Annotated in this window: 22 protein-coding genes and 1 pseudogene; 12 read left to right on the top strand and 11 right to left on the bottom strand. The window is 57.7% G+C overall.

The features are described 5' to 3' along the window. Positions 1-67 precede the first annotated feature (67 nt). From AC4ANE_RS15760 to glgA, 5 genes are read right to left on the bottom strand one after another with little or no spacing between them, the layout of a single operon-like run. Positions 68-466 carry a DUF2934 domain-containing protein gene (locus AC4ANE_RS15760; RefSeq protein ID WP_002553277.1) on the bottom strand — a complete coding sequence of 133 codons (399 nt, stop codon included), beginning with the start codon at positions 464-466 and terminating at the stop codon, positions 68-70. Positions 467-483: 17 nt separating this feature from the next. Then, positions 484-3,267: a malto-oligosyltrehalose synthase gene (locus AC4ANE_RS15755; protein ID WP_460408398.1), complete on the bottom strand. Its 2,784-nt coding sequence runs from the start codon at positions 3,265-3,267 to the stop codon at positions 484-486. Continuing rightward, on the bottom strand, positions 3,264-5,342 hold the full coding sequence (gene malQ / locus AC4ANE_RS15750; protein ID WP_002553279.1) for a 4-alpha-glucanotransferase: 2,079 nt from the start codon (positions 5,340-5,342) through the stop codon (positions 3,264-3,266). The genes AC4ANE_RS15755 and malQ overlap by 4 nt, the downstream gene beginning before the upstream one ends. Further along, complete coding sequence (gene treZ, locus AC4ANE_RS15745) at positions 5,332-7,155, bottom strand: malto-oligosyltrehalose trehalohydrolase (RefSeq protein ID WP_002553280.1); 1,824 nt, start codon at positions 7,153-7,155, stop codon at positions 5,332-5,334. The genes malQ and treZ overlap by 11 nt, the downstream gene beginning before the upstream one ends. A gap of 15 nt (positions 7,156-7,170) precedes the next feature. Continuing rightward, entirely contained in the window at positions 7,171-8,769 is a 1,599-nt protein-coding gene (glgA, locus tag AC4ANE_RS15740; protein ID WP_031594734.1) for a glycogen synthase GlgA, read from the bottom strand. Between the two features lie 634 nt (positions 8,770-9,403). Between glgA and AC4ANE_RS15735 the strand changes: the two genes are divergently transcribed. Further along, positions 9,404-9,895, top strand: coding sequence for a GNAT family N-acetyltransferase (locus tag AC4ANE_RS15735; protein WP_002553282.1), 492 nt, complete (start codon positions 9,404-9,406; stop codon positions 9,893-9,895). A gap of 158 nt (positions 9,896-10,053) precedes the next feature. On the opposite strand, the gene AC4ANE_RS15730 is transcribed toward AC4ANE_RS15735, so the two are convergent. Beyond that, a complete protein-coding gene (locus tag AC4ANE_RS15730; protein WP_002553283.1) occupies positions 10,054-10,227 on the bottom strand; it encodes a DUF6026 family protein in 174 nt (57 codons plus the stop codon). A 315-nt stretch (positions 10,228-10,542) separates the two neighbouring features. On the opposite strand from AC4ANE_RS15730, the gene gnd reads away from it, so the two are divergent. The 4 genes and pseudogenes from gnd (at position 10,543) to AC4ANE_RS15710 (ending at position 15,719) form a co-directional block, all read left to right on the top strand. After that, positions 10,543-11,517, top strand: coding sequence for a phosphogluconate dehydrogenase (NAD(+)-dependent, decarboxylating) (gene gnd, locus AC4ANE_RS15725; RefSeq protein ID WP_002553284.1), 975 nt, complete (start codon positions 10,543-10,545; stop codon positions 11,515-11,517). Continuing rightward, a pseudogene (zwf, locus tag AC4ANE_RS15720) lies at positions 11,517-13,048 on the top strand (glucose-6-phosphate dehydrogenase). The gene gnd and the pseudogene zwf overlap by 1 nt, the downstream one beginning before the upstream one ends. Further along, a complete protein-coding gene (locus AC4ANE_RS15715) occupies positions 13,041-13,850 on the top strand; it encodes a Cof-type HAD-IIB family hydrolase (protein WP_002553286.1) in 810 nt (269 codons plus the stop codon). The pseudogene zwf and the gene AC4ANE_RS15715 overlap by 8 nt, the downstream one beginning before the upstream one ends. 51 nt (positions 13,851-13,901) lie before the next feature. Then, the gene (locus tag AC4ANE_RS15710) at positions 13,902-15,719 is read left to right on the top strand and encodes a glycoside hydrolase family 15 protein (protein WP_002553287.1); all 1,818 of its coding nucleotides are present in this window, start codon (positions 13,902-13,904) and stop codon (positions 15,717-15,719) included. On the opposite strand, the gene alkB is transcribed toward AC4ANE_RS15710, so the two are convergent. From alkB to AC4ANE_RS15695, 3 genes are read right to left on the bottom strand one after another with little or no spacing between them, the layout of a single operon-like run. Next, a complete protein-coding gene (gene alkB, locus AC4ANE_RS15705; RefSeq protein WP_002553288.1) occupies positions 15,720-16,406 on the bottom strand; it encodes a DNA oxidative demethylase AlkB in 687 nt (228 codons plus the stop codon). Between the two features lie 24 nt (positions 16,407-16,430). Beyond that, the gene (locus AC4ANE_RS15700; RefSeq protein WP_002553289.1) at positions 16,431-16,613 is read right to left on the bottom strand and encodes a hypothetical protein; all 183 of its coding nucleotides are present in this window, start codon (positions 16,611-16,613) and stop codon (positions 16,431-16,433) included. Positions 16,614-16,627: 14 nt separating this feature from the next. Continuing rightward, positions 16,628-16,933, bottom strand: a complete 306-nt coding sequence (locus AC4ANE_RS15695) for a DUF1883 domain-containing protein (protein WP_002553290.1) — start codon at positions 16,931-16,933, stop codon at positions 16,628-16,630. Positions 16,934-17,099: 166 nt separating this feature from the next. Here AC4ANE_RS15695 and AC4ANE_RS15690 point away from each other — a divergent pair, with 166 nt between their 5' ends. Beyond that, a complete protein-coding gene (locus AC4ANE_RS15690) occupies positions 17,100-17,450 on the top strand; it encodes a hypothetical protein (RefSeq protein WP_002553291.1) in 351 nt (116 codons plus the stop codon). A 55-nt stretch (positions 17,451-17,505) separates the two neighbouring features. Here AC4ANE_RS15690 and AC4ANE_RS15685 read toward each other — a convergent pair whose 3' ends face one another. Next, positions 17,506-17,787 (bottom strand): hypothetical protein, encoded by a 282-nt coding sequence (locus AC4ANE_RS15685; protein WP_029240846.1) that lies wholly within the window; start codon positions 17,785-17,787, stop codon positions 17,506-17,508. A gap of 396 nt (positions 17,788-18,183) precedes the next feature. Between AC4ANE_RS15685 and galU the strand changes: the two genes are divergently transcribed. The 3 genes from galU to AC4ANE_RS15670 all read left to right on the top strand — a co-directional run bounded on the left by galU (position 18,184) and on the right by AC4ANE_RS15670 (position 21,853). Next, positions 18,184-19,023: a UTP--glucose-1-phosphate uridylyltransferase GalU gene (gene galU / locus AC4ANE_RS15680; protein WP_002553293.1), complete on the top strand. Its 840-nt coding sequence runs from the start codon at positions 18,184-18,186 to the stop codon at positions 19,021-19,023. Between the two features lie 102 nt (positions 19,024-19,125). Next, positions 19,126-20,484: a glutathione-disulfide reductase gene (gorA, locus tag AC4ANE_RS15675; RefSeq protein WP_031594733.1), complete on the top strand. Its 1,359-nt coding sequence runs from the start codon at positions 19,126-19,128 to the stop codon at positions 20,482-20,484. 97 nt (positions 20,485-20,581) lie between these two features. Continuing rightward, positions 20,582-21,853 carry a hybrid sensor histidine kinase/response regulator gene (locus tag AC4ANE_RS15670; RefSeq protein ID WP_460408999.1) on the top strand — a complete coding sequence of 424 codons (1,272 nt, stop codon included), beginning with the start codon at positions 20,582-20,584 and terminating at the stop codon, positions 21,851-21,853. 10 nt (positions 21,854-21,863) lie between these two features. Here AC4ANE_RS15670 and AC4ANE_RS15665 read toward each other — a convergent pair whose 3' ends face one another. After that, on the bottom strand, positions 21,864-22,874 hold the full coding sequence (locus AC4ANE_RS15665; RefSeq protein ID WP_031594732.1) for a DNA-binding protein: 1,011 nt from the start codon (positions 22,872-22,874) through the stop codon (positions 21,864-21,866). A 176-nt stretch (positions 22,875-23,050) separates the two neighbouring features. Between AC4ANE_RS15665 and AC4ANE_RS15660 the strand changes: the two genes are divergently transcribed. The 3 genes from AC4ANE_RS15660 (at position 23,051) to ahpF (ending at position 26,371) form a co-directional block, all read left to right on the top strand. Further along, positions 23,051-24,010, top strand: coding sequence for a site-specific integrase (locus tag AC4ANE_RS15660; RefSeq protein ID WP_002553297.1), 960 nt, complete (start codon positions 23,051-23,053; stop codon positions 24,008-24,010). A 110-nt stretch (positions 24,011-24,120) separates the two neighbouring features. Next, entirely contained in the window at positions 24,121-24,684 is a 564-nt protein-coding gene (gene ahpC, locus AC4ANE_RS15655; RefSeq protein ID WP_002553298.1) for an alkyl hydroperoxide reductase subunit C, read from the top strand. A gap of 124 nt (positions 24,685-24,808) precedes the next feature. After that, positions 24,809-26,371, top strand: a complete 1,563-nt coding sequence (ahpF, locus tag AC4ANE_RS15650; RefSeq protein WP_002553299.1) for an alkyl hydroperoxide reductase subunit F — start codon at positions 24,809-24,811, stop codon at positions 26,369-26,371. Positions 26,372-26,379: the final 8 nt, after the last annotated feature.

Raw genomic sequence — 26,379 nt, 5'->3', positions numbered from 1 at the left:
GTAGCAGGCCTCATCTCCGATCAGAGTGCGACCTGCAACAATGGACTGGCGCCCGGCCAGAAGAGTTTCAAGAATTCGACGGTTTGCGTGGCTTCTTGGCAGCAGGCTTGGCTGGGGCATCAGTTGGCGCAGCGGTAGCCGGCTTGGCTTTGGGAGCAGGCTTGGGAGCCGCCTTGGCCGCTGGCTTTGGCTTGGCTTCAGCTGCGGGCTTGGCCGCTGGCTTTGCTGCTGGTGCTGACTTCGCCACAGGCTTGGCCGCGCCCTTGGCAGGCGCCTTGGCGCTGTCTACTTCAGGCAGCTTGGGCTTGCTCGACTTGCGCACGCTGGACTTGTCAGGTGCCAGGGCTTCTGCTTCTGCAAGCTTGCGCGCCATCTCCCAGTGACGCTCGTCGTGTCCGGAGGGCTTACCCTCGGACTCCCAGATTTGGTAAGCAAAATCGCGAATTCTTTTTTCGTCGGCACTCATCTTGAGACTCCCAGCTATTACATAGTTTGAATAAGCAAATTGACGGAAAATCTTTCAAGCGCTGCACTGAGCGGTATCTCCCGAACGTGTGTTGCGACACCGTCGGAAAAGAGTCCTTTCCAGTCAGATCCAGAGTCGGCAAACGGAAGCATAATCCGTGTGTCGCCCCAATTGGCAGCATTAATCAATGGAGTTTGCGCAGTACCCAATAGTTCACTGCTTGTGCGTGGGACTACGATGATAGCGCGCACTCCTTGTGTCTCCCGGGCAAAAGCCATCACGTGCCCGGCGTGGCTACCCTTTATTTCCAGAGGCTGATAACGCCCCTCGCTGAACAGCGTTGGGTGCTCGGCACGCAGGTTCAAAACCTTCGCAATCAGCGCCTGTTTGATGCGGCCATCCTGCCAGTTATCGAGCAGGTCGGAAGCGCTTGCATCTTCTGCCAGCGCTTTCTGTCGGGCTGCATAATCAACCGGTCGCCGGTTGTCCGGATCCACCAGGCTGAAATCCCAGAACTCGGTGCCCTGATACAAATCGGGAACACCGGGTACGGTCAAGCGTAGCAAGGTTTGCGCCAGACTGTTGAGTGCCCCGGCGGTCGCGATACGATTGGCCGTTGCACTCAGTGACTGGCGCAACGCCAGCGCTTCAGGAGCCAACAGCAAACGTTCAAGAAATTCGCGGCAAGCCGTTTCGTAAGGCTGATTCGGCACGCTCCAGCTGCTTTGCAGCTTGGCTTCGCGCAGGGCTTTCTCTTGCCACTGCACCATGCGCTTCGCGTATTCCTGGTGAGCTTCTTCGCCCTCCAGGCTCAGCGGCCAGCTGCCCAGCAAGGCCTGATAAAGCATCAGCTCGTCACCCGCACTGATGGCCGGTTCTTCGCCTTTCAGGGGCACTGCCAGCTGTCTCCAGCGTTCTACCTGTTCGGCGTACCACGGCGCACATTCACTCAGGACCGCAAGGCGTGTACGTGTGTCCTCGCCACGCTTGTGATCGTGCGTTGCAGTGGTCAGCAAGTTGTCGGGGAATTTTTCCAGACGCTCCAGGCAGACCTGATGGAAGTCTTCCACCGGCGCACTGAAATGCTGCGGATGAAAGCCTACATCGTTGCGCGACAACAGCACTGCAGAGCGATAGAACGAGGTGTCCTCAACCGACTTGGCGGCAACCGGGGAGGTCAGTTGCTGGAACCGTACACACGCATTCTTGTACAGCTTGCGCAACGGTCCGCGTGGCAGTTTGCGCCACGCTTCGCCACCCAGCCAGCGTGCCAGATAATCCAGCACTGGCCAGTCGCCTTCGTTCAAAGTGGTGCGAGCGCCTTCCATTGCCTGCTGGAAATACTTGTCGTCCTGCGCCGAGCGGCCGCAGACCGAGATATAGGTGCGATAAATCGGAAAATTGACGATCAGCGCGAGCAGGGCACGGCGAATTGCACCCAGCGTGAGGTCACGACTCATCAGGTCGCTGCGTGCAACTTGCAGCAACGACTGCGCGACGTTCTCGAAATCGCCCGCCAGTGTGCCGTGCAGGACCAGGTCCCGGGCCACCAGCACTTCTTGATCGAAGTCAGCGGTACGTTCTGTCAGTCGACTCCACAGCTCTCCAAGTGGCTCTTTGCCCTTGGGATCGTGTTGCAGCAGCGAGACCTGATTCATGAACTCGTAGCCAGTTGTACCGTCCACGCTCCAGTCTTCACGCAACGGCTCATCCGGCCCCAGTATTTTCTCGACGAAAATAGGCAGATGATCAATGCGCGCCTCGGCAGGACGCAGCTTGAGCAGGCTTTTTACCCGGCGATGCAGCTTGCGGCCGTAGCCGCGCGGGTTGGCCAGCCCATCGATATGATCGATCCGCAACCCGTCAACCAGGCCGTCGGCAATCAGCTGGAATATCTTGCCGTGGGTGGCTTCAAATACCTGCGGCCGTTCGACACGCAAACCACCTAGCTCGTTGATGTCGAAGAAGCGCCGCCAATTGATGTCATCACCGGCAGTACGCCAGCTGGCCAGACGATAGTGCTGACGTTTCAGCAACTGATGCAGACGCTGAAAGCCTTCCGGCTTGCTGGAGTCGAAGTGCGCAAGGATCTGCTCGATGCCTTTGAGCACCTGCGGATCTTTCGCCAGCTCGGCCAGCTCGGTTCTGGCCTGACGTGCACGTTCGTAGGCTTGCGGGTATTGAGCAAGCGCAGTGAAGCGCTGGCCCATTTCCTTCAATTGCGGGTGTTCGACTGCCTGAAGCAATGAATCATAGGTCAGCGGGCAGATCGGGAAATGATGCTGGTAGTGCTCGATATAAAACATGCCGCGCTCGGCGTTGAAGCGCAGCGGGATTTCTCCGGCCTGCAGGACGGTGCCGTAATCGCTGCTCAGAAACGGCAGCAGCAACTGGCCTTCCAGCAACGGATCCGGCGAATTCCACTGAATGTCGAAGAACTCGGCATACGGGCTGCGCCGACCCCATTCGAGCAGGTCCAGCCACCAGGGATTGTCTGCACCACCGACGGCCATGTGGTTGGATACGATGTCGAGGATCAGCCCCATGCCGTGTTCGCGCAAGGCCGATACCAGACGCAGCAGGGCAGGCTCGCCACCCAGTTCCGGGTTGATGACGGTCGGGTCGACGACGTCGTAACCATGCATTGAGCCAGCACGCGCCTTGAGCAGCGGCGAGGCATAGACATGGCTGATCCCCAGACTGGCGAAGTAGGGCACCAGCGGCACCGCATCGTCGAGCGTGAAATCTTTATGAAATTGTAAACGCTGGGTAGCGCGCAAAGGCTGTAATGGACGGGTCATTGGTCACGCTCCGCAGCTTGCAGCCGGGATTGGGAGAGCAATTCCAGTCGTCGAGCAGCATTCGGGTTATCAAGCAAGGAGGCCGCATCGCCGGGGAGGCGTCTGCGCCAGTTCGGGTGGCTGTCAATGGTGCCGGGCAGGTTGGCCTGCTCCTTGACACCCAGCGCATCTTCCATCGGTAGCAGCACCAGTGGAGCGCGCGTGTGACCCAGATAGCGAATGCTCGCGTCGATGATCTGCTCAGGGTCTTCGCTTTCGGACGGCAGGCTGTCGACGTTCTGACTCAAGGCTCGGCACAGGCTTGCATATTCGCGCCCGCGTTCTTCACGCCATTGCGATTCATGTTGCTCGTCGATGTGACCCAGCTGGGCATTCCACTCGATATCCAGCTCGCTGAGCCAGCCTGCCAGTGTCGGCAAATCGTGGGTACTGGTGGTGGCCAGTGCCTGGTCCGACCAGTCAAGGATGGGCTTGAACTGACCGTTGTTCTGTTCGAAGAGCAGCACACGCATGCCCAGAATCGCCCGAGCGCTGAGCTTGTCGCTGAGACCTTCAGGCACAGTTCCAAGGTCTTCACCGAGCACGATCGCCTTGTGCCGCCAGGATTCCAGACTCAGCAGGCGAAGCATGTCGTCCAACGGGAAATTCAGATACGCGCCTTCACTAGGAGGCGCCCCCTGAGGGATGACCCATAGCCGCTGCAAGCCCATGACATGGTCGATACGCAACCCGCCGGCATGGGCGAAGTTGGCCCGCAGCATCTCGATGAACGCGCGAAAACCATTACGCTTGAGGCCGTCCGGTGAAAACGCGGAAATCCCCCAGCTCTGGCCGGCACGGTTGAGAATGTCAGGTGGTGCGCCAACAGTCAGAGCCGACAGCAACTCGTCCTGACGACTCCAGGCCTGACTTCCGGCACCATCGGCACCCACTGCCAGGTCGGCGATCAGGCCGATGCGCATGCCACTGCTGCGTGCGGCAGACTGCGCACGCTCCAGGCCGCGGGCGATGAGCCATTGAGCGAATGCATGAAAACTGATGTGCTCGCTGTGCGCTTCGGCAAATGCTGCGACGGCGTCACTACGAGGGTCTTTGAACTCTTCCGGCCATTCATGCCAATTGCTGCCGATATTCAACGTTTCGGATTCGGCACACAGCGCTTCGAAGCGGCAGTGGTTCTCCAGGGCCTCGCCACCGCTGTGGCGGAAGCTGTTGAAGTCTTCGTGCAAAGGGTGATCACCCGCACTGAACCCTTCGTACAGCTTGTGCAGCGCTTTCCACTTGGCTTGGGCAGCAGCAGGCCAGTCAATCAACTGCTGCGCTTCCAGTTGCTTCATTTCGTCGCCAACGCGCGCGTCTTCTATCGCCTGACGCCATGCATGTTCACCCAGAATGGCACCGGGCGACGCATACAGGCTATTTAGAAACAGTCGGCTGGACGGCGAATAAGGGCTGTAACGGTGTGGATCATTGGCGAACATTGCATGGATCGGGCTGATGCCCAGCGCATCGGCACCGCGCTCTCCGGCAGCGCGAACAACCTTCTCCAGTGCTTCCGTATCGCCAAAACCGCCATCGCCCTCGCGGCGCAGGCTGTAAAGCTGAGCAGTCAGACCCCAGCCATGTGGCTTCGGCGCATCGGTGGCCATTGCCATGCTGAAACAGATTTTAGGGGCGACAGCGATGGTCAGATGTTGACCGGCAATCTCCAACTGTTGATAGCCGGGCGGTGCCAGCGCTGGAAGTTCGCCGGACGCGGTTAGCCTGGCGTCCAGCGATGAACCGTCTTCGAGGTGCAGCGTGAATGGCGTTTGCGGCGCAAACCACTCGGACAGATCCAGATTACTGTCCGTGTCGACCGTCAGCAGCGGCGGGGCGCTTTTGCCGTGGCTGGCGTTTTGCAGGCTTAACAGGCTGGCATCGATAGCCTCGCCGTTTTCGGCCGGATAGCCCAGCGCTTCCAGAACCTTGCGCAGTACATCAGGGCTGACAGTCTGCGGCCGAGCGTTGGCATCGACCCAATGCACCGATAGCCCTGCCTCGGTCGCAAGCCTCTCCAATTGCTCATTGTTCATCCTGTTCCTCCAGAACATCACTTGCTGTCAGGCTGACAATGGCCGTGTAAGGATTGAGGATGGCCTGCGGGGAAAGTTCGGACGATTTTGCGGCGCTGGAGAATATCTGCCGGGCATTTTTCTGCGGCGGAGCATCGACAGCCTGCTCGCTGAGGTTCAGGTCGATACGCAGCTCGCTGCCATCGCCCAGCACCCAGCGTGCACTGACGGCCTTGTCGCCGAGAATATCGGTTTTCAGGAAGCGTGCACCGGGCAGGCGTGGCACGATTTCCTTGTGCCGCAAAGCCAGCAACTGTGTATAAAAGTCGACCCAGCTGCGGTGATCCAGGCCTTTGTCGGTCTCCAGATCAACTGCCGAAAACGCCGGACGTGATGCCTCGAATGTCTTGATGTCGTTCGGGTCGGGAATGTGCTCGCGCTTTTCCGGATCGGCGAATGCGGCAAAGTCGGCGAACTCCTTGCGACGTCCTTCGCGCACCGCATCGGCCAGTTCGCCATGGTGGCTGGTGAAGAACAGAAACGGTTCGCTGGCCGCCCACTCATCGCCCATGAACATCAGCGGAATCATCGGCGAAAGCAGCAACAGGGCGGTTGCGGCCCTCAGCGCAGCAGGCGTGCACAGCTGCGGCAAACGCTCACCGAGTGCGCGGTTGCCGATCTGGTCATGGTTCTGCAGGAACAATACAAAGGCAGTCGGCGCAAGGTGGCCGCTGGGCTCTCCTCGCGTGTGTCCATGCCGCGTCTGTTCGCCCTGATAGACAAACCCTTCGCTGAGCAGGCGCGCAAGCTTTTGCGTAGGCTCCTGAGCGAAGTCGGAATAATAGGCGTCGGTTTCACCGGTCAGCAGCACGTGCAAAGTGTTGTGCCCGTCGTCGTCCCATTGTGCATCGAAGCCTTTCTCCAGAAGACCGGCCTGGTTGAACTCGTTCTCAAGGTTCAGCCACACGTGCCTGTCCGGCTCGATCTGGCCGCGTACGCGAGTTGCGAATTCTGGCAGGAACGTTTTATCGCGAATGGCATGCACAGCGTCCATGCGCAAGCCGTCGATGCGGTATTCCAGCAGCCACATCAGCGCATTGTCGACGAAGAAGTCGCGCACCTGCGGGCGGCGAAAATCAATGGCATCGCCCCACGGGGTATGCAGATCGCTGCGGAAAAACTCCTTGGCGTAACTTCCCAGGTAGTTGCCGTCCGGGCCGAAGTGGTTGTACACCACGTCCAGTATTACCATCAGGCCAAGACCGTGAGCTGTATCGATCAGGTGCTTGAGCTCTTCCGGTGTGCCATAGGAAGATTGCGGGGCGTAGTGCAGAACGCCGTCGTAGCCCCAGTTGCGATCACCGGGAAACTGCGCAAGCGGCATCAGCTCGATCGCGGTAATGCCCATTTGCGCAAGGCGCGGCAGGTGTTTTTCCACCGCAGCATAGCCGCCCATCGCACCTACGTGCAGCTCATAGATCACCGCCTCATGCCACGGCCGACCTTGCCATGAGGTGTTTTGCCATGAATAGGCCAGAGGGTCCACTACGAAGCTTTGAGAATGGACATCGTCGACCTGCGCGCGAGAGGCGGGGTCAGGCACTTCCAGTTCATGGTCGATTTTGAAGCGGTATCGAGTGCCCGCTTCGCAGCGGGCCTCAAGGACGAACCAGCCTTCCGGCTGGGGCAGCATGGCCAGTGACTGAACACCCTGGCCATCCTGGAGTTCGACATTTACGTAGTTGGCATCCGGTGCCCAGAGGGCAAACCGGGTGTGTTCGGGGTCTAGCAAGACGGCGCCGTGGCGCCAGTTATCGTCTGTACGCAGTGGCATCCATTGATCCTTAAACTAGTAGTTGCTGGAAATGCTCACGTTTTTCTTCAACAGGTCACGGTAGAGATCTGCGTAGGGCTCTACTGCCTGATGCCAGTTGAAGGGAGCAGCCATTGCACGGCAGCGCATGGCGTTGAGCAGCTCACGGTGGGCGAATACCTGAAACGTGCGGTTCAGGGCTTCGGTGTAACTTTCGATGGTTGATTCTTTGAACAGGAAGCCAGTCACGCCGTCCTCGATTGTGTCCGCCAGGCCGCCGGTGTTGCGTGCAACAGGCAGGGAGCCGAAGCGTTGCGCATACATCTGGCTCAGACCGCAGGGTTCATAGCGCGATGGCATCAACAGAAAATCGCTGCCGGCGAACATGCGTCGTGCGTCGGTTTCATTGAAGCCGATACGCACACCAATGCGCCCCGGGAAGCGTGCGGCCAGCTCGCGCATGGCATCTTCTTCCTCGGGCTCGCCGCGACCGATAATTGCGATTTGTCCGCCGTTGTTGACGATGTGCTCGGCAACCCCGATGGTCAGGTCCAGGCCTTTTTGATACACAAGGCGCGAAACCACTGCATACAAGGGCCCGGTCGAGGCATCCAGCTCAAACAGCTCACGCACATAGTCGGCGTTGATTTCCTTGCGCGTCCATTCGTTGGGCGCAAAGTGGCAGATCAGGTGTTCGTCGGTCGCTGCATCCCAGCTTTCGTCGATTCCGTTAGGGATGCCGCTGAGCTGACCCTTGTTAGCCTTGCTCTGCAGAAAACCTTCCAGGCCGCAACCAAACTCTGGCGTGGTGATTTCCCGAGCATAGGTGGCACTCACGGTCGTAATGTGGCTCGCGAAGGCCATGCCTGCCTTGATGAAGGACAGCTTGCCGTAGAACTCCATGCCTTCCGGGGTGATCGCTTCATCTGGAATGCCCAGTTCACGACTCGAAGCGGTACTCACGGTCCCCTGATAGGCCAGATTGTGGATAGTAAAGATGCTTGGCGTGGACTGCCCGCGCCAGCGCATGTAGGCAGGCGCCAGGCCGGCAGGCCAGTCATGGGCATGGACCAGCTCGGGGCACCATTGGCTTTTCACTTCGCCAGCCGCAAATTCGGCAGCCGCGAGCCCCAGACGGGCAAAACGAATATGGTTATCGGACCAGTCGCGGCCATCACTGTCGGCGTAAGGCGTGCCTTCACGCTCGTAAAGCTCAGGGCAGATCAACACATAAATCACAAGGCCATCTTTCATGTCCATGCGACCCACCTTGCAAGGTGGCAGTGCAGCATGCCCGCCCAGTTGGCTGATGATATGGATCGGGTTTCCGCTGTTGATGACCTGCGGATAACCTGGAATAAGAACCCGCACGTCATGCAGGTGGCGCATTGCTCGTGGCAATGCGGCGGATACGTCGCCCAGCCCACCGGTTTTCACCAGGTCGGCCAATTCCGAGGTCACGAACAACACTTTGCGTCTGCTGACCTGAGACATGGTCGGCGTAGGCTGATTTGTCGAGGTTGGTAATTGCAGCAAAGGAACGCTCTTGGTAGAGAAGACTGGCAGATGAGTCAGCTCGCCGACAGGCTGGTTAAAACTCTCTCCCTTCTGGGTTTTGACAGCGGCGCTAATCATCGATTTTTCCCCTTAAAACAGTCTTGGTGCATCACTTGATTTTTATTGGCCATTTCCTATGGCCGGGTACACATACGTGCACTACGCAAGATCAATACCCGTTTGGACCATGCGTAGTGACAAAGCCGCGTGATGTCGCCATTACCGGATGTCAGCCAATAGCATAGATGCTCCATTCACCTGACCGGGGCGTTTTGGAGAAGTTTCGACTTTTTTCTGCGCGAATGTCTGGCAAGGGCTTTGAAGCCGCGCTTGTTGGCACGCTGCAAGGGCCAGCCCGGCAGTCGTTGCGCTTTTTTATGGGTTAAATTCGAGTCCCGAGGGCGCATGACCGGTCGTCGGATCGTTCGACAATCGAGGTCATGCGTTTCTTTTTTATCGAAAAAAACGGGTGAGTGGAGCCGCTCATGAGCCCGATCGGTGCGTCGCGCCTTTTCTGGGTGCGTCTGGCGGTCAATCTGTGGGCGTGGCGAGAAAATTCCTACATCCGCGCTGGAACATTTTGCAGCGAGGCAGGATAGAATCGGGCTAGACGCTCTAGTCACAGAGCTGGCTTGAAATAACGTGCTGGCCTTAAAGAGTTACCCTTTGATGATTTTACAGAATCACTTTTATTGAATTGACGAGGATGGAAATGGAAGCCCCCGAGGTATTGGTACTGCAAGCGAGTTACACGAATCCCGTGCACGCTGATGCAATTGGATTTGTGCTGAACGAATATTCGATGGATGTCATGGGCACAGGTCGGCCGCTGTCGAGCGATGCGCGTCAGCAGTTGGCTATCGAGCTGGCCAAACGTCCCTACGCTTTCAGTGTGTTGGCGTTCATTTCCGGAGAGCCGGTAGGGCTGGTCAATTGCTTTGAGGGTTTTTCAACCTTTGCCTGTCGTCCGCTGGTCAATATTCACGACGTTGCGGTCGTCGCTCAATACCGCGGCATGGGCATCAGCCAGAAAATGTTGCTCAAGGTGGAAGAGATTGCACGCCAGCGAGGTTGCTGCAAGCTGACACTTGAGGTTCTGGAGGGCAATGAGGTAGCTCAAGGTGCCTACAGGAAGCTTGGTTTCGACAATTACCAGTTGAGCGCTGAAATGGGGCGTGCCATGTTCTGGCAGAAGGCGCTATAAAGTACGCAGCAGGTTTGTGTGCAGCCGTGTCGGGTATAAGGGAAAAATGTTCAGCAGAATCGGACAGGGAAGGGGCGCAGACTGTGAGAGCAGATCAGGTGGGCAAGCCAGAATATCGGGCTTGCCCTGAAGCGTTTTAAGGGGTTATGCAATGGCAGTCAGGCTTGAAGCATCTTGCCGGGTGCAGACAAGTGGGGTTGCTGCAGCATCGAGCTCAAATGAGCGACCTTTTTCTGCAACTGCTCGCGCTCTTCTTTCAATGCACGCAATTCGTCGCGGCGGATCGTGACATACAGGGTTTGTGGTGCAAGTGCTGGTAGTACAGTGCCCATTGCTCACCTCGCAAATGGCGGATTCAACCTCAGAAAGGTCCGTGGCAATGACTTTCAATCCATGAGCGCCGCTGCTTACCCTCTCTATCGGCACCGATTTTGATTTCTTTTGCATGATTTTGGAACTTTTTTATTTTTAATTGTCGCGAATGTTTATTAATCGCGACAAAATGCACCACAGGAGGGCGTAGACGCCTTCACCTTCTCGCAAGGGAACCGACGTTCCGCCTCGCTTGACTAACCTGCATGCTCGCAACCTGTCGATGCGCTGGACAGCAAGTGCGGCACCTTTTTTACGATTTAAGGAGCACCTTCATGCAACTTGGGATTATTGGACTGGGCCGCATGGGCGGCAACATCGCACGCCGCTTGATGTTGAACGGCCACACGACTGTTGTGTATGACCGCGATGAGGCATCACGCAACGCCCTGGCCAATGACGGTTCGGTTGCAGTCGCAGGCCTGAAGGAAATGGTCGATGCGCTCGACAAGCCACGCGCCATCTGGGTAATGCTCCCGGCAGGTGCGCCGACCGAAGAGACCATTCAGACCCTCAGCCAGTTGCTTGACGCCGATGATGTGATCATCGACGGCGGTAATACCTTCTACAAGGATGACATTCGGCGAGCTCAGGAGCTCACCGAAAAAGGCTTGCACTACGTCGATGTCGGCACGTCAGGCGGGGTCTGGGGGCTTGAGCGCGGCTATTGCATGATGATTGGAGGCGAGGCTGCTGTTGTCGAGCGCCTGGATCCGCTGTTTGCAACGCTGGCACCAGGTCTTGGCTCGATCGAGCGCACCAAAGGCCGTACCTCGACCGACGATCGCGCCGAGCGCGGTTATATCCACTCCGGCCCTGCCGGTTCCGGCCATTTCGTGAAGATGATCCACAACGGTATCGAGTACGGAATGATGCAGGCCTTCGCCGAAGGCTTCGATCTTCTCAAGCAGAAAAACTCCGAGCATCTGCCAGCGGAGCAGCGTTTTGACCTGAACACCGCCGATATCGCCGAGGTCTGGCGTCGTGGCAGTGTGGTGTCTTCCTGGCTGCTGGACCTTACCGCTGATGCCCTGGCCACCGACCCGCACCTGGATGCTTTCTCCGGTTCGGTTGCCGACAGTGGCGAAGGGCGCTGGACCATCGAAGCCGCCATCGAGCAGGCGGTTCCGGTTCCTGTACTGTCCAGCGCCCTGTTTGCGCGTTTCCGTTCTCGCCAGACAAGTTCGTACGCGGACAAGATGCTGTCGGCCATGCGCTTCGGATTTGGTGGCCACAAGGAACCCAAGTAATGGGCCTGTCGCGCGGCAGCGCCGAGCAAAAAGCCGAAGTGGCGCCCCCCACGACCCTGTTTCTGTTTGGTGCCCATGGAGATCTGGTCAAGCGCCTGCTGATGCCGGCACTCTATAACCTGTCGCGCGACGGTCTGGTGGATGAAGGGCTGCACATCGTTGGCGTCGATCACAATGCGATCAGCGATGCCGACTTTGCGAAAAAGCTCGAGAACTTCATTCGCGATGAAGCCGCCGGCAAGGTTGCCGGTGGCGGCAAGGACCCACTCGATCCTACGCTGTGGAGCAAGCTGGCCGAGCGCATCAGTTATGTGCAAGGTGATTTCCTTGACGACTCCACCTATCAGGACATCGCCAGCAAGATCGAGAGCACCGGCACCGCGAACGCGGTGTTCTATCTGGCTACTGCGCCGCGATTTTTCAGCGAGGTCGCCCAGCGGCTGGGTTCGTCAGGTTTGTTGCAGGAAACCGAAGATGGCTTCCGTCGTGTCGTGATCGAAAAGCCCTTCGGCTCCGATCTGGCCAGTGCGGTCGAGCTCAATGGCTGTTTGCTCAAGGTCATGAGCGAAAAGCAGATCTACCGGATCGACCACTACCTGGGCAAGGAAACGGTGCAGAACATTCTGGTCAGCCGTTTCTCCAATGGCCTGTTCGAATCGTTCTGGAACAACCACTACATCGACCACGTACAGATCACGGCGGCGGAGACCGTAGGCGTCGAAACCCGTGGCAGCTTTTACGAACACACCGGTGCATTGCGCGACATGGTGCCCAATCACCTGTTCCAGTTGCTGGCTATGGTTGCCATGGAGCCGCCGGCCGCTTTCGGTGCCGATGCCGTTCGCGGCGAGAAGGCCAAGGTGGTTGGAGCGATCCGGCCCTGGAGTCAGGAGGAAGCTCTGGCAAACTCGGTGCGTGGCCAGTATGCGAAGGCGCGATGGGTGACAAGGAGGTTGTCGGTTATCGTCAGGAGGATCGCGTGGAGCCCGACAGCACGACCGAAACCTATGTCGCGCTCAAGGTCATGGTCGACAATTGGCGTTGGGTCGGGGTGCCGTTCTATCTGCGCACCGGCAAGCGCATGAGTGCTCGCAGCACGGAAATCGCCATCTGCTTCAAGCCCGCGCCGTATGCGCAATTTCGCGACACCGAAGTCGACCGCCTCAAGCCCAACTACCTGAGGATTCAGATCCAGCCCAACGAAGGCATGTGGTTCGATCTGTTTGCCAAGCGTCCTGGCCCGGAACTGAAAATGGAAGATATCGCGCTGGGCTTCGCCTACAAGGATTTCTTCGAGATGCAGCCCTCCACAGGTTACGAAACCCTTATTTATGACTGCCTGACCGGTGATCAGACGCTCTTCCAGCGGGCCGACAACATCGAGAACGGCTGGCGTGCCGTGCAGCCGTTCCTCGACGCCTGGGCCGCGCAGCCGCAAGTGCAGCTTTACGAAGCTGGCAAGGATGGCCCGCAAGCAGGTGAGGAGCTGCTGAGCCGTGATGGCCGCGAATGGAGAGAATTGAATGTCTGAACTGCCCGTACAGTTCCTGTTGTCCGACATCGACGGCACGTTACTGCGCCGTGATCACAGCCTTAGCCAGGCCAATATCGACTCCATCAAGCGCCTGCGTGATGCTGGCGTTCACTTCTCGCTGGCCAGCAGTCGCCCGCCCAGGGCCATGCGTCAGGTGATCGAAGCGCTGGGTGTGGATTTGCCCACCGTGGCATTCAATGGCGGCACCATCACTCATCCCGATGGCAGCCTGCTGGTGGCTCATCGCATTGACCCCAAAGCGGTCAGGATGTGTCTTGAGCTGTTCACCGGCCAGAACGTTGCGATCTGGGTGTTTGCCGACGATCAATGGCTGTTGCTCGATCCTCACGCCGATTACGTCGATCATGAGCTCGACGCGCTGGGGTACCGCTATGTTCAGGTCGAGAGTTTCGAGCCATACCTTGATCGCGTCGACAAGATCGTTGCGGCCAGCGCTGATTTTGAGCTGCTGAAGACTCTGGAAGCTCGCATCAACCCGCAGATCGAAGGATTGGCCCTGGCTGCGCGTTCGCAAAAATACTACCTCGACGTGACTGCGCTGGAGGCCAACAAGGGCTCCGCGCTGGTTACATTGGCGAAGTATCTGGGAGTCGATCTTTCTCGCACGGCGGCCATTGGCGACGGTGGTAACGACGTGGCGATGTTCCACAAGGCTGGCTTGTCGATTGCGATGGGGCAGGGCGAGCAGACAGTCAAGGGACAGGCTGATCATGTTACAGATAGCAATGAGCAGGACGGCGTTGCTGTCGCCATCGAGCGTTACATTCTTCCAGCTTGATCGAGCGGTTTGCGCATGCGGACGAATCATCATCACGACGGGCATTTCTGAATGGCTGCACTGATCGAAGACTATGCATTGCTGGGCAACTGTCAGACAGCGGCGCTCGTCGCCCGTGATGGTTCGCTGGACTGGTTGTGTTTCCCACGCTTCGACTCTACGGCCTGTTTCGCCGCTCTATTGGGTAGCGATGAGCATGGCCGCTGGAAGATTGCGCCGACTGCCGAGGTTATTGCTGTCGAGCGCCGTTATCGCGACGGCACCCTGATTCTTGAAACTGTTTTCGAAACCCGTGACGGTCGCGCCATGCTGATCGATTTCATGCCCATGAAGACGACTGGTCATGTGGTGCGCATCGTGGTCGGGCTGTCCGGGCGTGTCGAGTTCGGCGTGGACCTCGCCATTCGCTTCGATTACGGCAGCAGTGTGCCTTGGGTCGAGCGCAAGGATGAGCATACGCTGACTGCCGTGGCCGGGCCGGAAATGCTGGTGCTGCGTAGCCCTGTGGCCTTGCACCCGCAGGATCATCACACCGCCAGCCGCTTTCATGTCGATGAGGGCGAGCGCAAGGTCTTCACGCTGGCCTATCAGGCATCCTTTGCACCCTTGCTCGAGCAGATCGATGCCGACCAGGCACTGGAGAGCACCGCTGCCTACTGGCGTGAGTTTTCTGATCGCTGCCCTGACGTCGGGCCGTGGACGGCTCAGGTAAAGCGCTCGCTGATCACTCTCAAAGCCATGACCTACGCTCCTACCGGTGGCATTGTTGCCGCCGTGACCACTTCATTGCCCGAGCAGTTGGGTGGCGAGCGCAATTGGGACTACCGCTATTGCTGGCTGCGCGATGCCACCATGACATTGCTGGCGTTCATGAATCTGGGCTATTTCGAGGAGGCGACCGCCTGGCGAGACTGGCTGCTGCGCTCGGTTGCCGGCAACCCGGAACAGATACAGATCATGTACGGCGTAGGCGGTGAGCGACGTTTGCAGGAGTACGAGCTGCCGTGGCTGAGTGGCTACGAGAACTCGCTGCCGGTGCGTGTCGGCAACGGCGCAGCGACTCAGGTGCAACTGGACGTTTATGGCGAGGTTGCCGATGCCATAATCCAGGCGCTGAGAGGCGGCATGCCGCAGCATCCGCGCAGCGTGGCGATCTCCAAGGTGGTCATGCCCTATCTGGAAAAGATCTGGCACCTGCCGGATGCGGGCATCTGGGAGATTCGTTCAGAACCACGTCACTTTACCCATTCAAAAGTCATGGCCTGGGTGGCCTTCGACCGAAACGCCACTCAGATCGCCAAGGCTGCCGAAAACGATGAGGATCGTGCATTGGCGAGCCACTACCGGCGTGTGGCAGACGAAATCCACGCTGATGTCTGTCGCAACGGTTTCGATGCTGATCTTGGCAGTTTCGTGCAGACGTATGGCTCCAAAGAGGTCGACGCCAGTCTGCTGCAAATTGTGTTGACCGGTTTTCTTGCGCCGGAAGATCCTCGTGTCACCGGCACTGTCGCGCAAATAGAGCGCACGCTGATGCAGGATGGCCTGTTGCTGCGTTACGACAACGAGCGCAGTGTTGATGGTGTCGCCGGCCGCGAAGGGACGTTTCTGGTGTGTTCGTTCTGGCTGGCTGACGCGTACGTGCTGCTGGGTCGGGCTGATGACGCTGCACGGCTGTTCGAGAGGCTGTGTGATCTGTGCAATGACGTTGGTCTGCTGGCGGAACAATATGATCCGAAGGAAGGGCGCATGCTGGGTAATTTCCCTCAGGCGTTCAGTCACATCGGCATTATCAACACCGCATTGAATCTGCATCGAGCGGTGTGCCCCGCACTGGCTCGCACATCGAGCGAGCTTGAAGGCGCATGATCAGTCGTCGCGGCCAGCCTTGCGAAACGTCAGATTGATCCGCTGTTCGCCGAGCAGAGGGTGCTCGGCCTGTTTGACGGGCAGGATGCCGTGAAAGCGCAACCGGTCCTCGCCGCCCCAGACCACCACGTCTCCATGAAACAGTGATATGCGTTGGGTCTTGTCGCTGCGCAGCAGGCCGCCGAACTGGAAGGTGGCCGGAATACCCAGTGACACTGATACCACTGGCCAGCGATGGTCGTACTCGTTTTTGTCCTGATGCAGAGACATCTTCGCCCCAGGGATGTATCGATTGATCAGGCAGGCGTCAGGCATAAAGTCGGCATAGCCCGCCGCGTGCGCAGCATCCTTTGCCAGTTGCATGAAGGCGTCCGGCATCGCAGGCCATACCAGGCCTGTTTGTGGGTCGGTTGCGGTGTATCGATAACCATGACGGTCGGTTATCCAGCCCAGTTGTCCGCAACTGCTCAGCGCTGCAGACATGCTCAAGCCACTGGGGGTCTGCATGTGCCTGAATGGAGAAAGGGCCAGTGTCGCCTCAAGAGAGTCCAGCAGTTGTGGCATGACAGGCAGCGCAAAGCCTCTGAGCAGCCATGACCCAGGCCCGATCAGCTCATTGCTTGCAGGCTGGGTCGTCTGGTCGGCAAACAGATCCAGATTGGCGGGAGTTTCACCTTTGCGTTGCATGGTCGGATCGAGCTCCTGCGGGTATCAGAGCGCCTTGCTGACCTTCACGTCAGTGATTTGATCGTCGCTCTGGCCGTGCATTTTTTTCAAGGCGGCTTCGGCCTCTTCGGTTGAGGCCGATTGCAGTTGGGCGAACTCGAAGCGGCGTTCGCCGTTGAGCTTGTAGCTGACAGCAAATTTAGTGGTGCGCGGGACTGGATTGTTCACGGTGACTCCTTGCATCATCCCAGGCGTGAGGTAGAGCGCCGGACGATCTTGATCTTGTGGGTGAAAGGCGGTTTGCGGCCTGCATTGGTATCTATCTTGCGGCCTGCAGTATCGATGGTGATGTTCCAGAAACCGGTGCTCGGCGCGGCGATCTTGGCCGGAAACGTGTCAAATGCACCGCCATGATAGGTGTGTCGACCGCCATTTTTGAAGCTGCGAAAATTCGCATCGTTCATCAGACGAATATTGCAGGTTTGCGAGCACTCGATAACGACCAGGTCGTCCTCGTTGAGATGCTCACGCTGGTGTACGAATTTCATGACGGGCTCCGAATGAGGGTTTTTCTGAAAAATCAAAACGATAGCATGTGATGCCCGCAATTTGACGTCGGTGGACACTAATTTGCCGTGTTTCTGGCAAATATTGCCTCAGTAGGGATTTAATTGCGCGCGAGCTTGTCGTAGCACCTTTATTTGGAGGCTTTGTATGAAACTGGCTGTAGTAGTCCTGGCTCTGGCAATGACTGGCTGTGCCACAGTAAATGACATCGAACATACACCCCCCACCATGAACGTGATGTCGGGCAAGAACCCCAAGGAGTATGCCGATTGCTTCGTCGGCAAGATCGCCAGCAGTCGCAAGCCGCCGCTTATCGAGCCTCGTCATGATGGCCTGCGGGTAATTGTGGCGCAAAAGCTCAGCAAATCGCCTGCGGCGGTCGTCGATGTCGAGAGCCGCTCGGGTGGCAGTACGATCAAGGTCTATGAACGACTTTCCAACGTTCCGATCCGCTTCAGGGATGTTCAGAACGCTGCCGAAGCGTGCATTTCAGGCTGATCGCTCTGGCGGGTTCAACCGGCCCTGTCCGCTTCGGACAGGGCGGCAGGCTTGATTATTTGCACACTACAAGCACGCTGCGGCTCTTGTAGTTGCCTACGTCCACACCCAGTGTTTTCTCGCTTTCCGCAGGCTGCGGAGTGCCGTCCGTACCGACAATTTCATAACCTGTACCCGCGCAGGAAGCGTCCGCTTTTTCGTAGCAGCTGGCCCAGGACATCGCCTCGCCGGAGCAGTCGATGCTCAAGCCCTGTCTGCCGTTTTTCAGGTAAGTGTTGGAGGCGGTTGCGCAGCCGGTCAGGCCCAGCGCAACAATAATGGACAGTAGGGAAAGGATTCTGATCATGTTTTTCGCTTCAAGATAAGGTCAGAGAATTGACAAATGCGGACGTTGGACTGGTAACAAGTGCCATCGTTCCGCCATGTTTTTCATCATAGATAGCTCGATAAATAGCTCGTCGTTTGCTGGCCACTGTTGCAGCTCTCTGGGAGCAGAGCATAAATGCTTCGGTCGTCGAAAGAGCGTGCACAAGGCTGTTACGCCGGGCTTTGGCGGTGACTTGAGCGTGGTCCAGTCTGCAATTGGCTGTAGGCAATATCCAGGAAGTGCGGAACTATCTGCCTGAGGATTCCTCTATCATGGCATCGTACGGCCAAAGGCGGGGCATTGTAAGGTGACCGCCTCCTGATTAGACTGCGCCGTTAACACCAACAGCCCTTACCAAGGACTTTTATGATCAAGAAATGCTTGTTCCCAGCAGCCGGTTACGGCACTCGCTTCCTGCCAGCGACCAAGGCCATGCCCAAGGAAATGCTGCCGGTGGTCAACAAGCCACTGATCCAATACGGTGTTGAGGAAGCCCTCGCGGCGGGCCTGACCGAAATTTCCATCGTGACCGGTCGTGGCAAGCGTGCTCTTGAAGATCACTTTGATATCAGCTACGAGCTTGAGCATCAGATCAAGGGCACGGACAAGGAAAAGTACCTGGTTGGTATTCGCAAACTGATCGACGAGTGCAGCTTTTCCTACACTCGCCAGACTGAAATGAAAGGTCTGGGTCATGCCATTCTCAGCGGTCGTCCGCTGATTGGTAATGAAGCATTCGCCGTGGTTCTGGCGGATGACCTGTGCGTAAATCCTGATGGTGATGGCGTGCTGGCGCAGATGGTCAAACTGCATAAGCATTATGGCTGCTCGATCATTGCCATTCAGGAAGTCGATCCGCAGGAAACCAACAAGTATGGCGTGATCGCCGGTGAAGAAATCAAGCCGGGCCTGTTTCGCGTGACCAACATGGTTGAAAAACCGAAGCCTGAAGATGCGCCTTCCAACCTGGCGATCATCGGCCGCTACATCCTGACTCCGGACATTTTCGAGAAGATCGAACAGACTGAGCCAGGCAAGGGTGGGGAGATCCAGATCACCGACGCCCTGATGAAGCAGGCTGCAGAAGGCAACGTACTGGCCTACAAGTTCAAGGGCGAGCGCTTTGACTGCGGTGGCGCTGAAGGCTACATCCAGGCTACCAACTTCTGCTTCGAACACTTTTACAAAACCGGCAAAGCGCATTGATTTTCGATTGATGACGCTCGGGACAAGGCCACCTTCGGGTGGCTTTGTCATTTCTGACTGGCCGCCAAGCGGTTATGCTGTGCCTCTGCCAAGGAGATATCGATGGCCTTTGATTTTGATCTGTTTGTAATTGGCGCCGGCTCCGGCGGCGTCAGGGCGGCACGTTTTGCTGCCGGTTTCGGTGCCAAGGTTGCCGTGGCCGAGAGCCGCTATCTGGGTGGAACCTGCGTCAACGTGGGTTGCGTGCCCAAAAAGCTGTTGGTCTACGGAGCGCATTTTTCCGAAGATTTCGATCATGCCAAAGGGTTCGGCTGGTCGCTGGGTGAGGTCAGTTTTGACTGGTCCACACTGATCGCCAACAAGGATCGCGAAATCAATCGCCTCAATGGCATCTACCGCAAACTGCTGGTCGACAGCGGCGTTACCCTGCTCGAAGGCCACGCCAGGCTGGTCGGCCCGCAGCGGGTCGAGATCAACGGCCAGTCCTACAGCGCCGAGCGCATTCTGATCGCAACCGGCGGCTGGCCACAGGTGCCTGATGTGCCAGGACGCGAGCATGCCATTACCTCCAATGAGGCGTTTTACCTCAAGACGTTGCCAAAGCGAGTTGTGGTCGTAGGGGGTGGTTACATTGCCGTGGAATTTGCCTCGATCTTCAATGGATTGGGTGCAGATACCACGCTGGTCTATCGTCGCGAGCTGTTTTTGCGCGGTTTCGATGGCGGGGTCCGTACTCATCTTCATGAGGAACTGCTCAAGCGTCACATGACGATTCGCTTCAATAGCGATATCGAGCGTATCGACAAGCAGGCCGACGGCAGCCTGCTACTGTCCATGAAAGGCGGCGGCACACTCGAGACCGATTGCGTGTTCTACGCAACTGGCCGTCGGCCGATGCTCGACAACCTCGGGCTGGACAGTGTCGACATCAAGCTCGATGAGCATGGCTATATCAAGGTCGATGAGCATTATCAGAGCAGCGAGCCTTCCATTCTGGCCATCGGCGATGTCATCGGTGGCGTGCAACTGACTCCGGTTGCGCTGGCTGAGGGCATGGCCGTCGCACGTCGGCTGTTCAAGCCGGAGCAGTATCGCCCGGTAGACTACAATCACATTCCGACGGCGGTTTTCAGTCTGCCGAACATCGGTACAGTCGGGCTGACTGAAGAGGACGCGATCAAGGCTGGTCACGATGTGCAGGTGTTCGAAAGCCGTTTTCGGCCTATGAAGCTGACCCTGACTGACGATCAGGAACGCACCTTGATGAAACTGGTTGTGGATGCGAAAACCGACCGCGTACTGGGCTGCCATATGGTAGGGCCGGATGCGGGCGAAATCGTCCAGAGTCTGGCAATTGCCATCAAGGCTGGCGCGACCAAGCAGGTGTTCGATGACACTATCGGCGTACACCCGACTGCTGCAGAAGAGTTTGTAACCATGCGCACGCCTGCCAAACGCTAACGTCAGGCAGCGCAATACCCGGAGGTCAGGAAGAGCTCCGGGACAAGGCTTGAAAAGGACGGATCCCGACGTGAACAGAGAAAAATCATCGGCCGGAATGCGCCTGCATCTGGCCGGGCAGGATTGTGAAATCGCGCAGCACATTGATGCATTGCGGGAAAGCGAGCATCAGTTCAGAACCCTGGCTGACAACATGAGTCAGCTGGCCTGGACTGCAAGTCCTCGCGGGCAGGCCCATTGGTATAACGAGCGCTGGTACGCATACACCGGGACGTCGCTCGAGGCGATGAAGGCTCTGGGCTGGCGTTCGTTACTGCATCCCGAGCATCGCGAGCGTGTGCTGGCGCGTTTGCAGTACTGCTTTTCGACGGGCTCGATCTGGGAAGATACCTTTCCACTGCGCGGCAAGGACGGTGCCTTCAACTGGTTTCTGTCGCGTGCACTGCCCATGCGCGACGCGAAGGGCCACATCACCCACTGGCTGGGCACTCATACCGATATTACGGCTCAGGTCAGCGCTGAAGAGGCGCTGCGCGAACTCAATGAAAGTCTGGAGTTGCGCGTTGCCGAGCGCACTCGCGAGCTGGCAACTGCCAATGAATTGTTGCAGGCCGAGATCGTCGAGCGAGCAATGGCTGAAGAGGTCTTGCGCCATGCGCAAAAAATGGACGCAATTGGCCAGTTGACGGGCGGCATCGTCCACGACTTCAACAATGTGCTTTCCGGCGTGATGGGTGCTCTGGACATGATCAGGCTCCGTGTGGCGGCAGGCCGGGTGGAGGAAGTTGATCGTTATCTGGATGCTGCGACCAGTTCCGCAAATCGTGCGGCTGCGTTGACCCGGAGGCTGCTGACATTTGCTCGTCGTCAGTCGCTGAATGTCACGACAGTGGATATCAATCATATGGTCCGGTCTATGGAAGAGCTGCTGCGAGGTACGGTCGGCGCTCGCGCACAATTGCACATCGAGCTGGAGGAGGGGTTGAATTGCGTGCATACGGATGAGCATCAACTGGAAAATGCCTTGTTGAATCTGGTGATCAACGCGCGTGACGCTGTTGCGGTCGGAGGGGCGCTCCGGGTGCGCAGCCAGCTGTTAACGCTTGCCGCTCAGAAAGACGGGCTGGCACCTGGCGATTACGTAAGGCTCAGCGTAGAAGATAACGGCTGTGGAATGGCTCAAGACGTCATCGATCGGGCGTTCGACCCGTTTTTCACCACCAAGCCCGTAGGACGGGGAACGGGGTTGGGTTTGTCCATGGTCTACGGTTTCATCAAGCAGGCGGGCGGGCATGTGCAGATAAAAAGCCATGAAGGTCAGGGCACTCATGTCCACCTGCTCTTGCCTTGCGCAGTAACGGCTGTCTGAGCGTTGCTTGTCATGCCTTGTCTTTTGGCTTTTTTCCATTGGTCGTGGGTTTGTCGGGCTGGCTGAGGCCGTTCTGCAGGTTTTCCAGTGCTGCTTCCTTCTTGGTCAGCAGCATTTCCAGCATCCGGTTCTGCTGCCGAACCTCTGTCATGGCTTGTTTGAGCGTGGAGCTCTCTTCCTGCAGGCTGCCTAACCGTTCTTCCAGCAGAGCGCATTGGGTGCGGGCGTGATGCTGTTGTTCTGCCAGGGCGGCAGCCTGAGTAGTGGCCTGGTTCAGCAGGTCTTTTCGTTCGTGCAGCTCACGCAGTGTGCTGCGGTTTTCAGCCAGTAATCTCTCGTTGTCACGGTTCAGCTGTGTGATGTCTTCCTGGCGCATGGCGATGCCTTGCTGTGCCTGTCGAAGCTCCATTTGCAGTTGCTGAACCTGACCTTCGTGGCGTTGCTGTTCCTGCTCGCGCTGCTCTCTGATCGAGTCGCGATAGTGTTCCAGCGCTTCACGGGCGTGCTGATGTTTTTCCTCAAGCGAGTGGATCTGGCCGTCCTTGTCGTGCAGGCGCGACTCCAGATCCCGGTTGGCCTGAGACAGTCTGGCGTGCTCGGTCTGTGCGGTTTGCAGGTCATTTTGCGTGCGAAGCAGGGCGGCAGCCTGCTGTTCCAGAGTCTCGTTACGTTGCTGCGCATGTTCCTGCAGTTCGCTGATCTGTTGTTGAGTCGTCGCCAATTGTTGCTGCAGGGTGGCGCGATCAGCCTGATACGTGTCGCAGGCCTGATCAATGCGTTCCTGAGCCTGTTCCTGAAGACGCTGGGCAAGATGAGCTACCAGACCGCTCAACTCCTCGTTGATGTCCGGCGCTGGCGTATGCGTGGCGTCCAGCTCTTTGAGGTAGCGGTGAATCGTGGTTTTCGAGCCTGTATTACCCATTTCGATACGTACTGCATCAATGCTGGGGTTTTCACCTCTGGACAGCAGGGAAACCCTTGCTTTCTGCACCAGCGCCTTGTTTACGCCGCCCCGAGCCATGTGTCCCCCTACGATTTCGTACTGTGGTATGTACTCTGTAATTACATACTATATTATTAGGAATAATTTGCTATTTTTTGAATTAATTAACCCGGGATATTGGCGTATTATCCCGTGTCAGGCGTTGTCAGTTCATTTTTCGGCGCTTTCTCCGGTACACCGTGCAGGCTTGAACCATGAATGACGTTGATCGCTATATCGATGCCGCAACCCGTGACAACACACGCCGCAGTTATCGGGCGGCCATCGAGCATTTCGAAGTGACATGGGGCGGGTTTCTGCCGGCGACCAGCGAAAGCGTGGCGCGTTACCTGGCCAGCCATGCCGGAAAGCTATCGGTCAACACTTTGAAACTGCGCCTGTCAGCACTGGCGCAATGGCATGCCAGTCAGGGTTTTGCCGATCCCACCAAGGCGCCCATGGTGCGTAAGGTCATCAAGGGCATTCGTGCATTGCATCCGGCACAAGAGAAGCAGGCCGAGCCTTTGCAGTTGCAGGACCTGGAGAAAGTCATTGCCTGGCTGGAGATCGAGATACGTGATGCAGAGGCGCAACACGATCAGCCGCGGCTATTGCGTTGTCGTCGTGACTCGGCGCTGATCCTCTTGGGGTTCTGGCGCGGCTTTCGCAGCGACGAGCTGTGTCGCCTGCAAGTGCAGGACGTCAAGGCCATCGCCCGCTCGGGCATCAGCCTTTATCTGCCGCGCAGCAAGGGTGATCGCGATAACCTGGGCAGAACGTATCAGACGCCTGCCTTGCAGCGGCTGTGCCCGGTGCAGGCTTATATAGAGTGGATCAATTGCGCGGCGCTGGTGCGCGGTCCGGTGTTTCGGGCGGTGGATCGATGGGGTAATCTTGGTGAGGAGGGGCTGCACGCCAACAGCGTTATCCCGTTGCTGCGTCAGGCTCTCCAGCGTGCAGGCATTGCCGCCGAGCACTACACCAGTCACTCGCTACGCCGCGGCTTCGCCAGTTGGGCGCACAGCAACGGCTGGGACCTCAAGTCACTGATGTCTTATGTAGGCTGGAGGGACATCAAGTCGGCGATGCGCTACATTGACGCCGCGCCGTTCCCGGGCAACCTGGAGACAGGGAGCGGGTCGAAGGTTTCTTCTATCGATAAGCTGCCTTCATAGTGAAAAGCAATCAGTGACATCAGGTTTGCCAATGAGCGATTGTCACTGATCATGCGTAAGCTTCACTCCATCGAATTAACAACCCATCCAACCCATCAGGAGATATACCGATGCCTATCATCAACAGCCAAGTAAAACCGTTCAAGGCTACCGCGTTCAAGAACGGCGCTTTCGTTGACGTTTCGGACGCCGACTTCAAAGGCAAGTGGTCTGTCGTATTCTTCTACCCGGCCGACTTCACCTTCGTTTGCCCGACCGAGCTGGAAGACCTGGCTGACAACTACGAAGAGTTCAAGAAGCTGGGCGTCGAGATCTACAGCGTTTCGACCGACACCCACTTTGCCCACGCTGCATGGCACAACACTTCGCCTGCAATCGGCAAGATCCAGTACACCATGATCGGTGACCCGACCCTGACTATCTCGCGCAACTTCGACGTGCTGATCGAAGAAGCCGGCTTGGCAGATCGCGGTACGTTCGTGATCAACCCTGAAGGTCAGATCAAAATCGTCGAGCTGAACGACGGTGGTGTTGGCCGTGACGCTTCCGAGCTGCTGCGCAAGATCAAGGCTGCTCAGTACGTTGCTGCTCACCCGGGCGAAGTCTGCCCAGCCAAGTGGAAAGAAGGCGAAGCTACTCTGGCTCCGTCCCTGGACCTGGTTGGCAAGATCTGAGTCGCATGAATCGGCTGGGGGCGTTGAGCTCTTGAGCAAGTAAACCGCATCGCCCCAAAAAACGCCCGGGCGGTAATCGCCTGGGCGTTGTTATTTCTACCCTTTGTAAACAGGAAGCCGCCACATGTTGGACGCCAATCTTAAAGCCCAGTTGAAATCCTATCTGGAGCGGGTTACTCGCCCCATCGAGATCGTCGCGTCCCTTGATGACGGCGCGAAGTCTCAGGAAATGCTTGCACTGCTCAATGATGTGATCAGTGTCTCCAAAGATGTCACCCTGAATGACAGCGGCACCGACGCACGTACGCCGTCGTTCTCGCTGAGCAGCCCTGGCCACGATATCAGCCTGCGTTTCGCCGGTATCCCCATGGGCCACGAATTCACCTCGCTGGTCCTGGCGCTGCTGCAAGTTGGCGGTTACCCACCCAAGGTCAGTGCGGAAACCATCGAACAGGTTCGCGCTCTTCAAGGCGAATTCCATTTCGAAACCTATTTCTCGCAGTCCTGCCAGAACTGCCCGGACGTTGTCCAGGCATTGAACCTGATGGCAGTACTGAACCCTGGCATCAAGCATGTCGCTATCGACGGTGCACTGTTCCAGGACGAAGTGACTGATCGCAAGATCATGTCGGTGCCCAGCATCTATCTGAATGGCGAGCTGTTCGGTCAGGGCCGCATGGGCCTGGAAGAAATTCTCGCCAAGATCGACACCGGTGCCGGTGCGCGTCAGGCAGAAAAACTCAACGCCAAACAGGCTTTTGATGTGCTGGTAGTCGGCGGCGGCCCTGCTGGTTCGGCGGCTGCGGTCTACGCAGCCCGCAAAGGCATTCGTACCGGCGTTGCAGCCGAACGTTTCGGCGGTCAGGTGCTCGACACCATGGCCATCGAAAACTTCATTTCGGTACAGCACACCGAGGGCCCAAAACTGGCCGTTGCGCTGGAAGAGCACGTCAAGCAGTACGAAGTCGACATCATGAACCTGCAACGCGCCGACAAGCTGATTCCGGGCGCGGCCGGTGAGCTGCACGAAGTTAAATTCGCCAGCGGTGCCAGCCTCAAGGCCAAGACCGTCATTCTTGCCACCGGTGCACGCTGGAGGGAGATGAACGTACCGGGCGAACAGCAGTACCGTAACAAGGGCGTGGCTTATTGCCCGCACTGCGACGGTCCATTGTTCAAGGGCAAGCGCGTTGCCGTGATTGGTGGCGGTAACTCGGGTGTCGAGGCGGCAATCGATCTGGCGGGTATCGTGTCACACGTGACGCTGCTGGAATTCGATGTGCAACTGCGTGCCGATGCCGTCTTGCAGCGCAAACTGCACAGCCTGCCCAACGTTACCGTGATCACCAGTGCGCAAACCACTGAGGTGACCGGCGATGAGCAGAAGGTCAACGGCCTGCGTTACAAGAACCGCACCACCGGCGAAGAAATCACCGTGCCGCTGGAAGGTATCTTCGTGCAGATCGGCCTGCTGCCTAACAGCGAATGGCTCAAAGGCTCCATCGAGCTGTCGCCGCGTGGTGAGATCGTGGTCGATGCACGTGGTGAAACCTCGGTGCCGGGCATCTTCGCTGCCGGTGACGTGACGGTAACTCCGTACAAGCAGATCATCATCGCCCTGGGTGAGGGTGCCAAAGCCTCCCTGAGTGCCTTTGACCACCTGATCCGTACCTCCGCACCGGCCTGATCGGGCAG

It is taken from the genome of Pseudomonas sp. Pme6b (genome assembly GCF_058129925.1).
The sequence above is the reverse complement of the archived record's forward strand: the minus strand, read 5'-3'. Positions and strand labels throughout refer to the sequence as shown.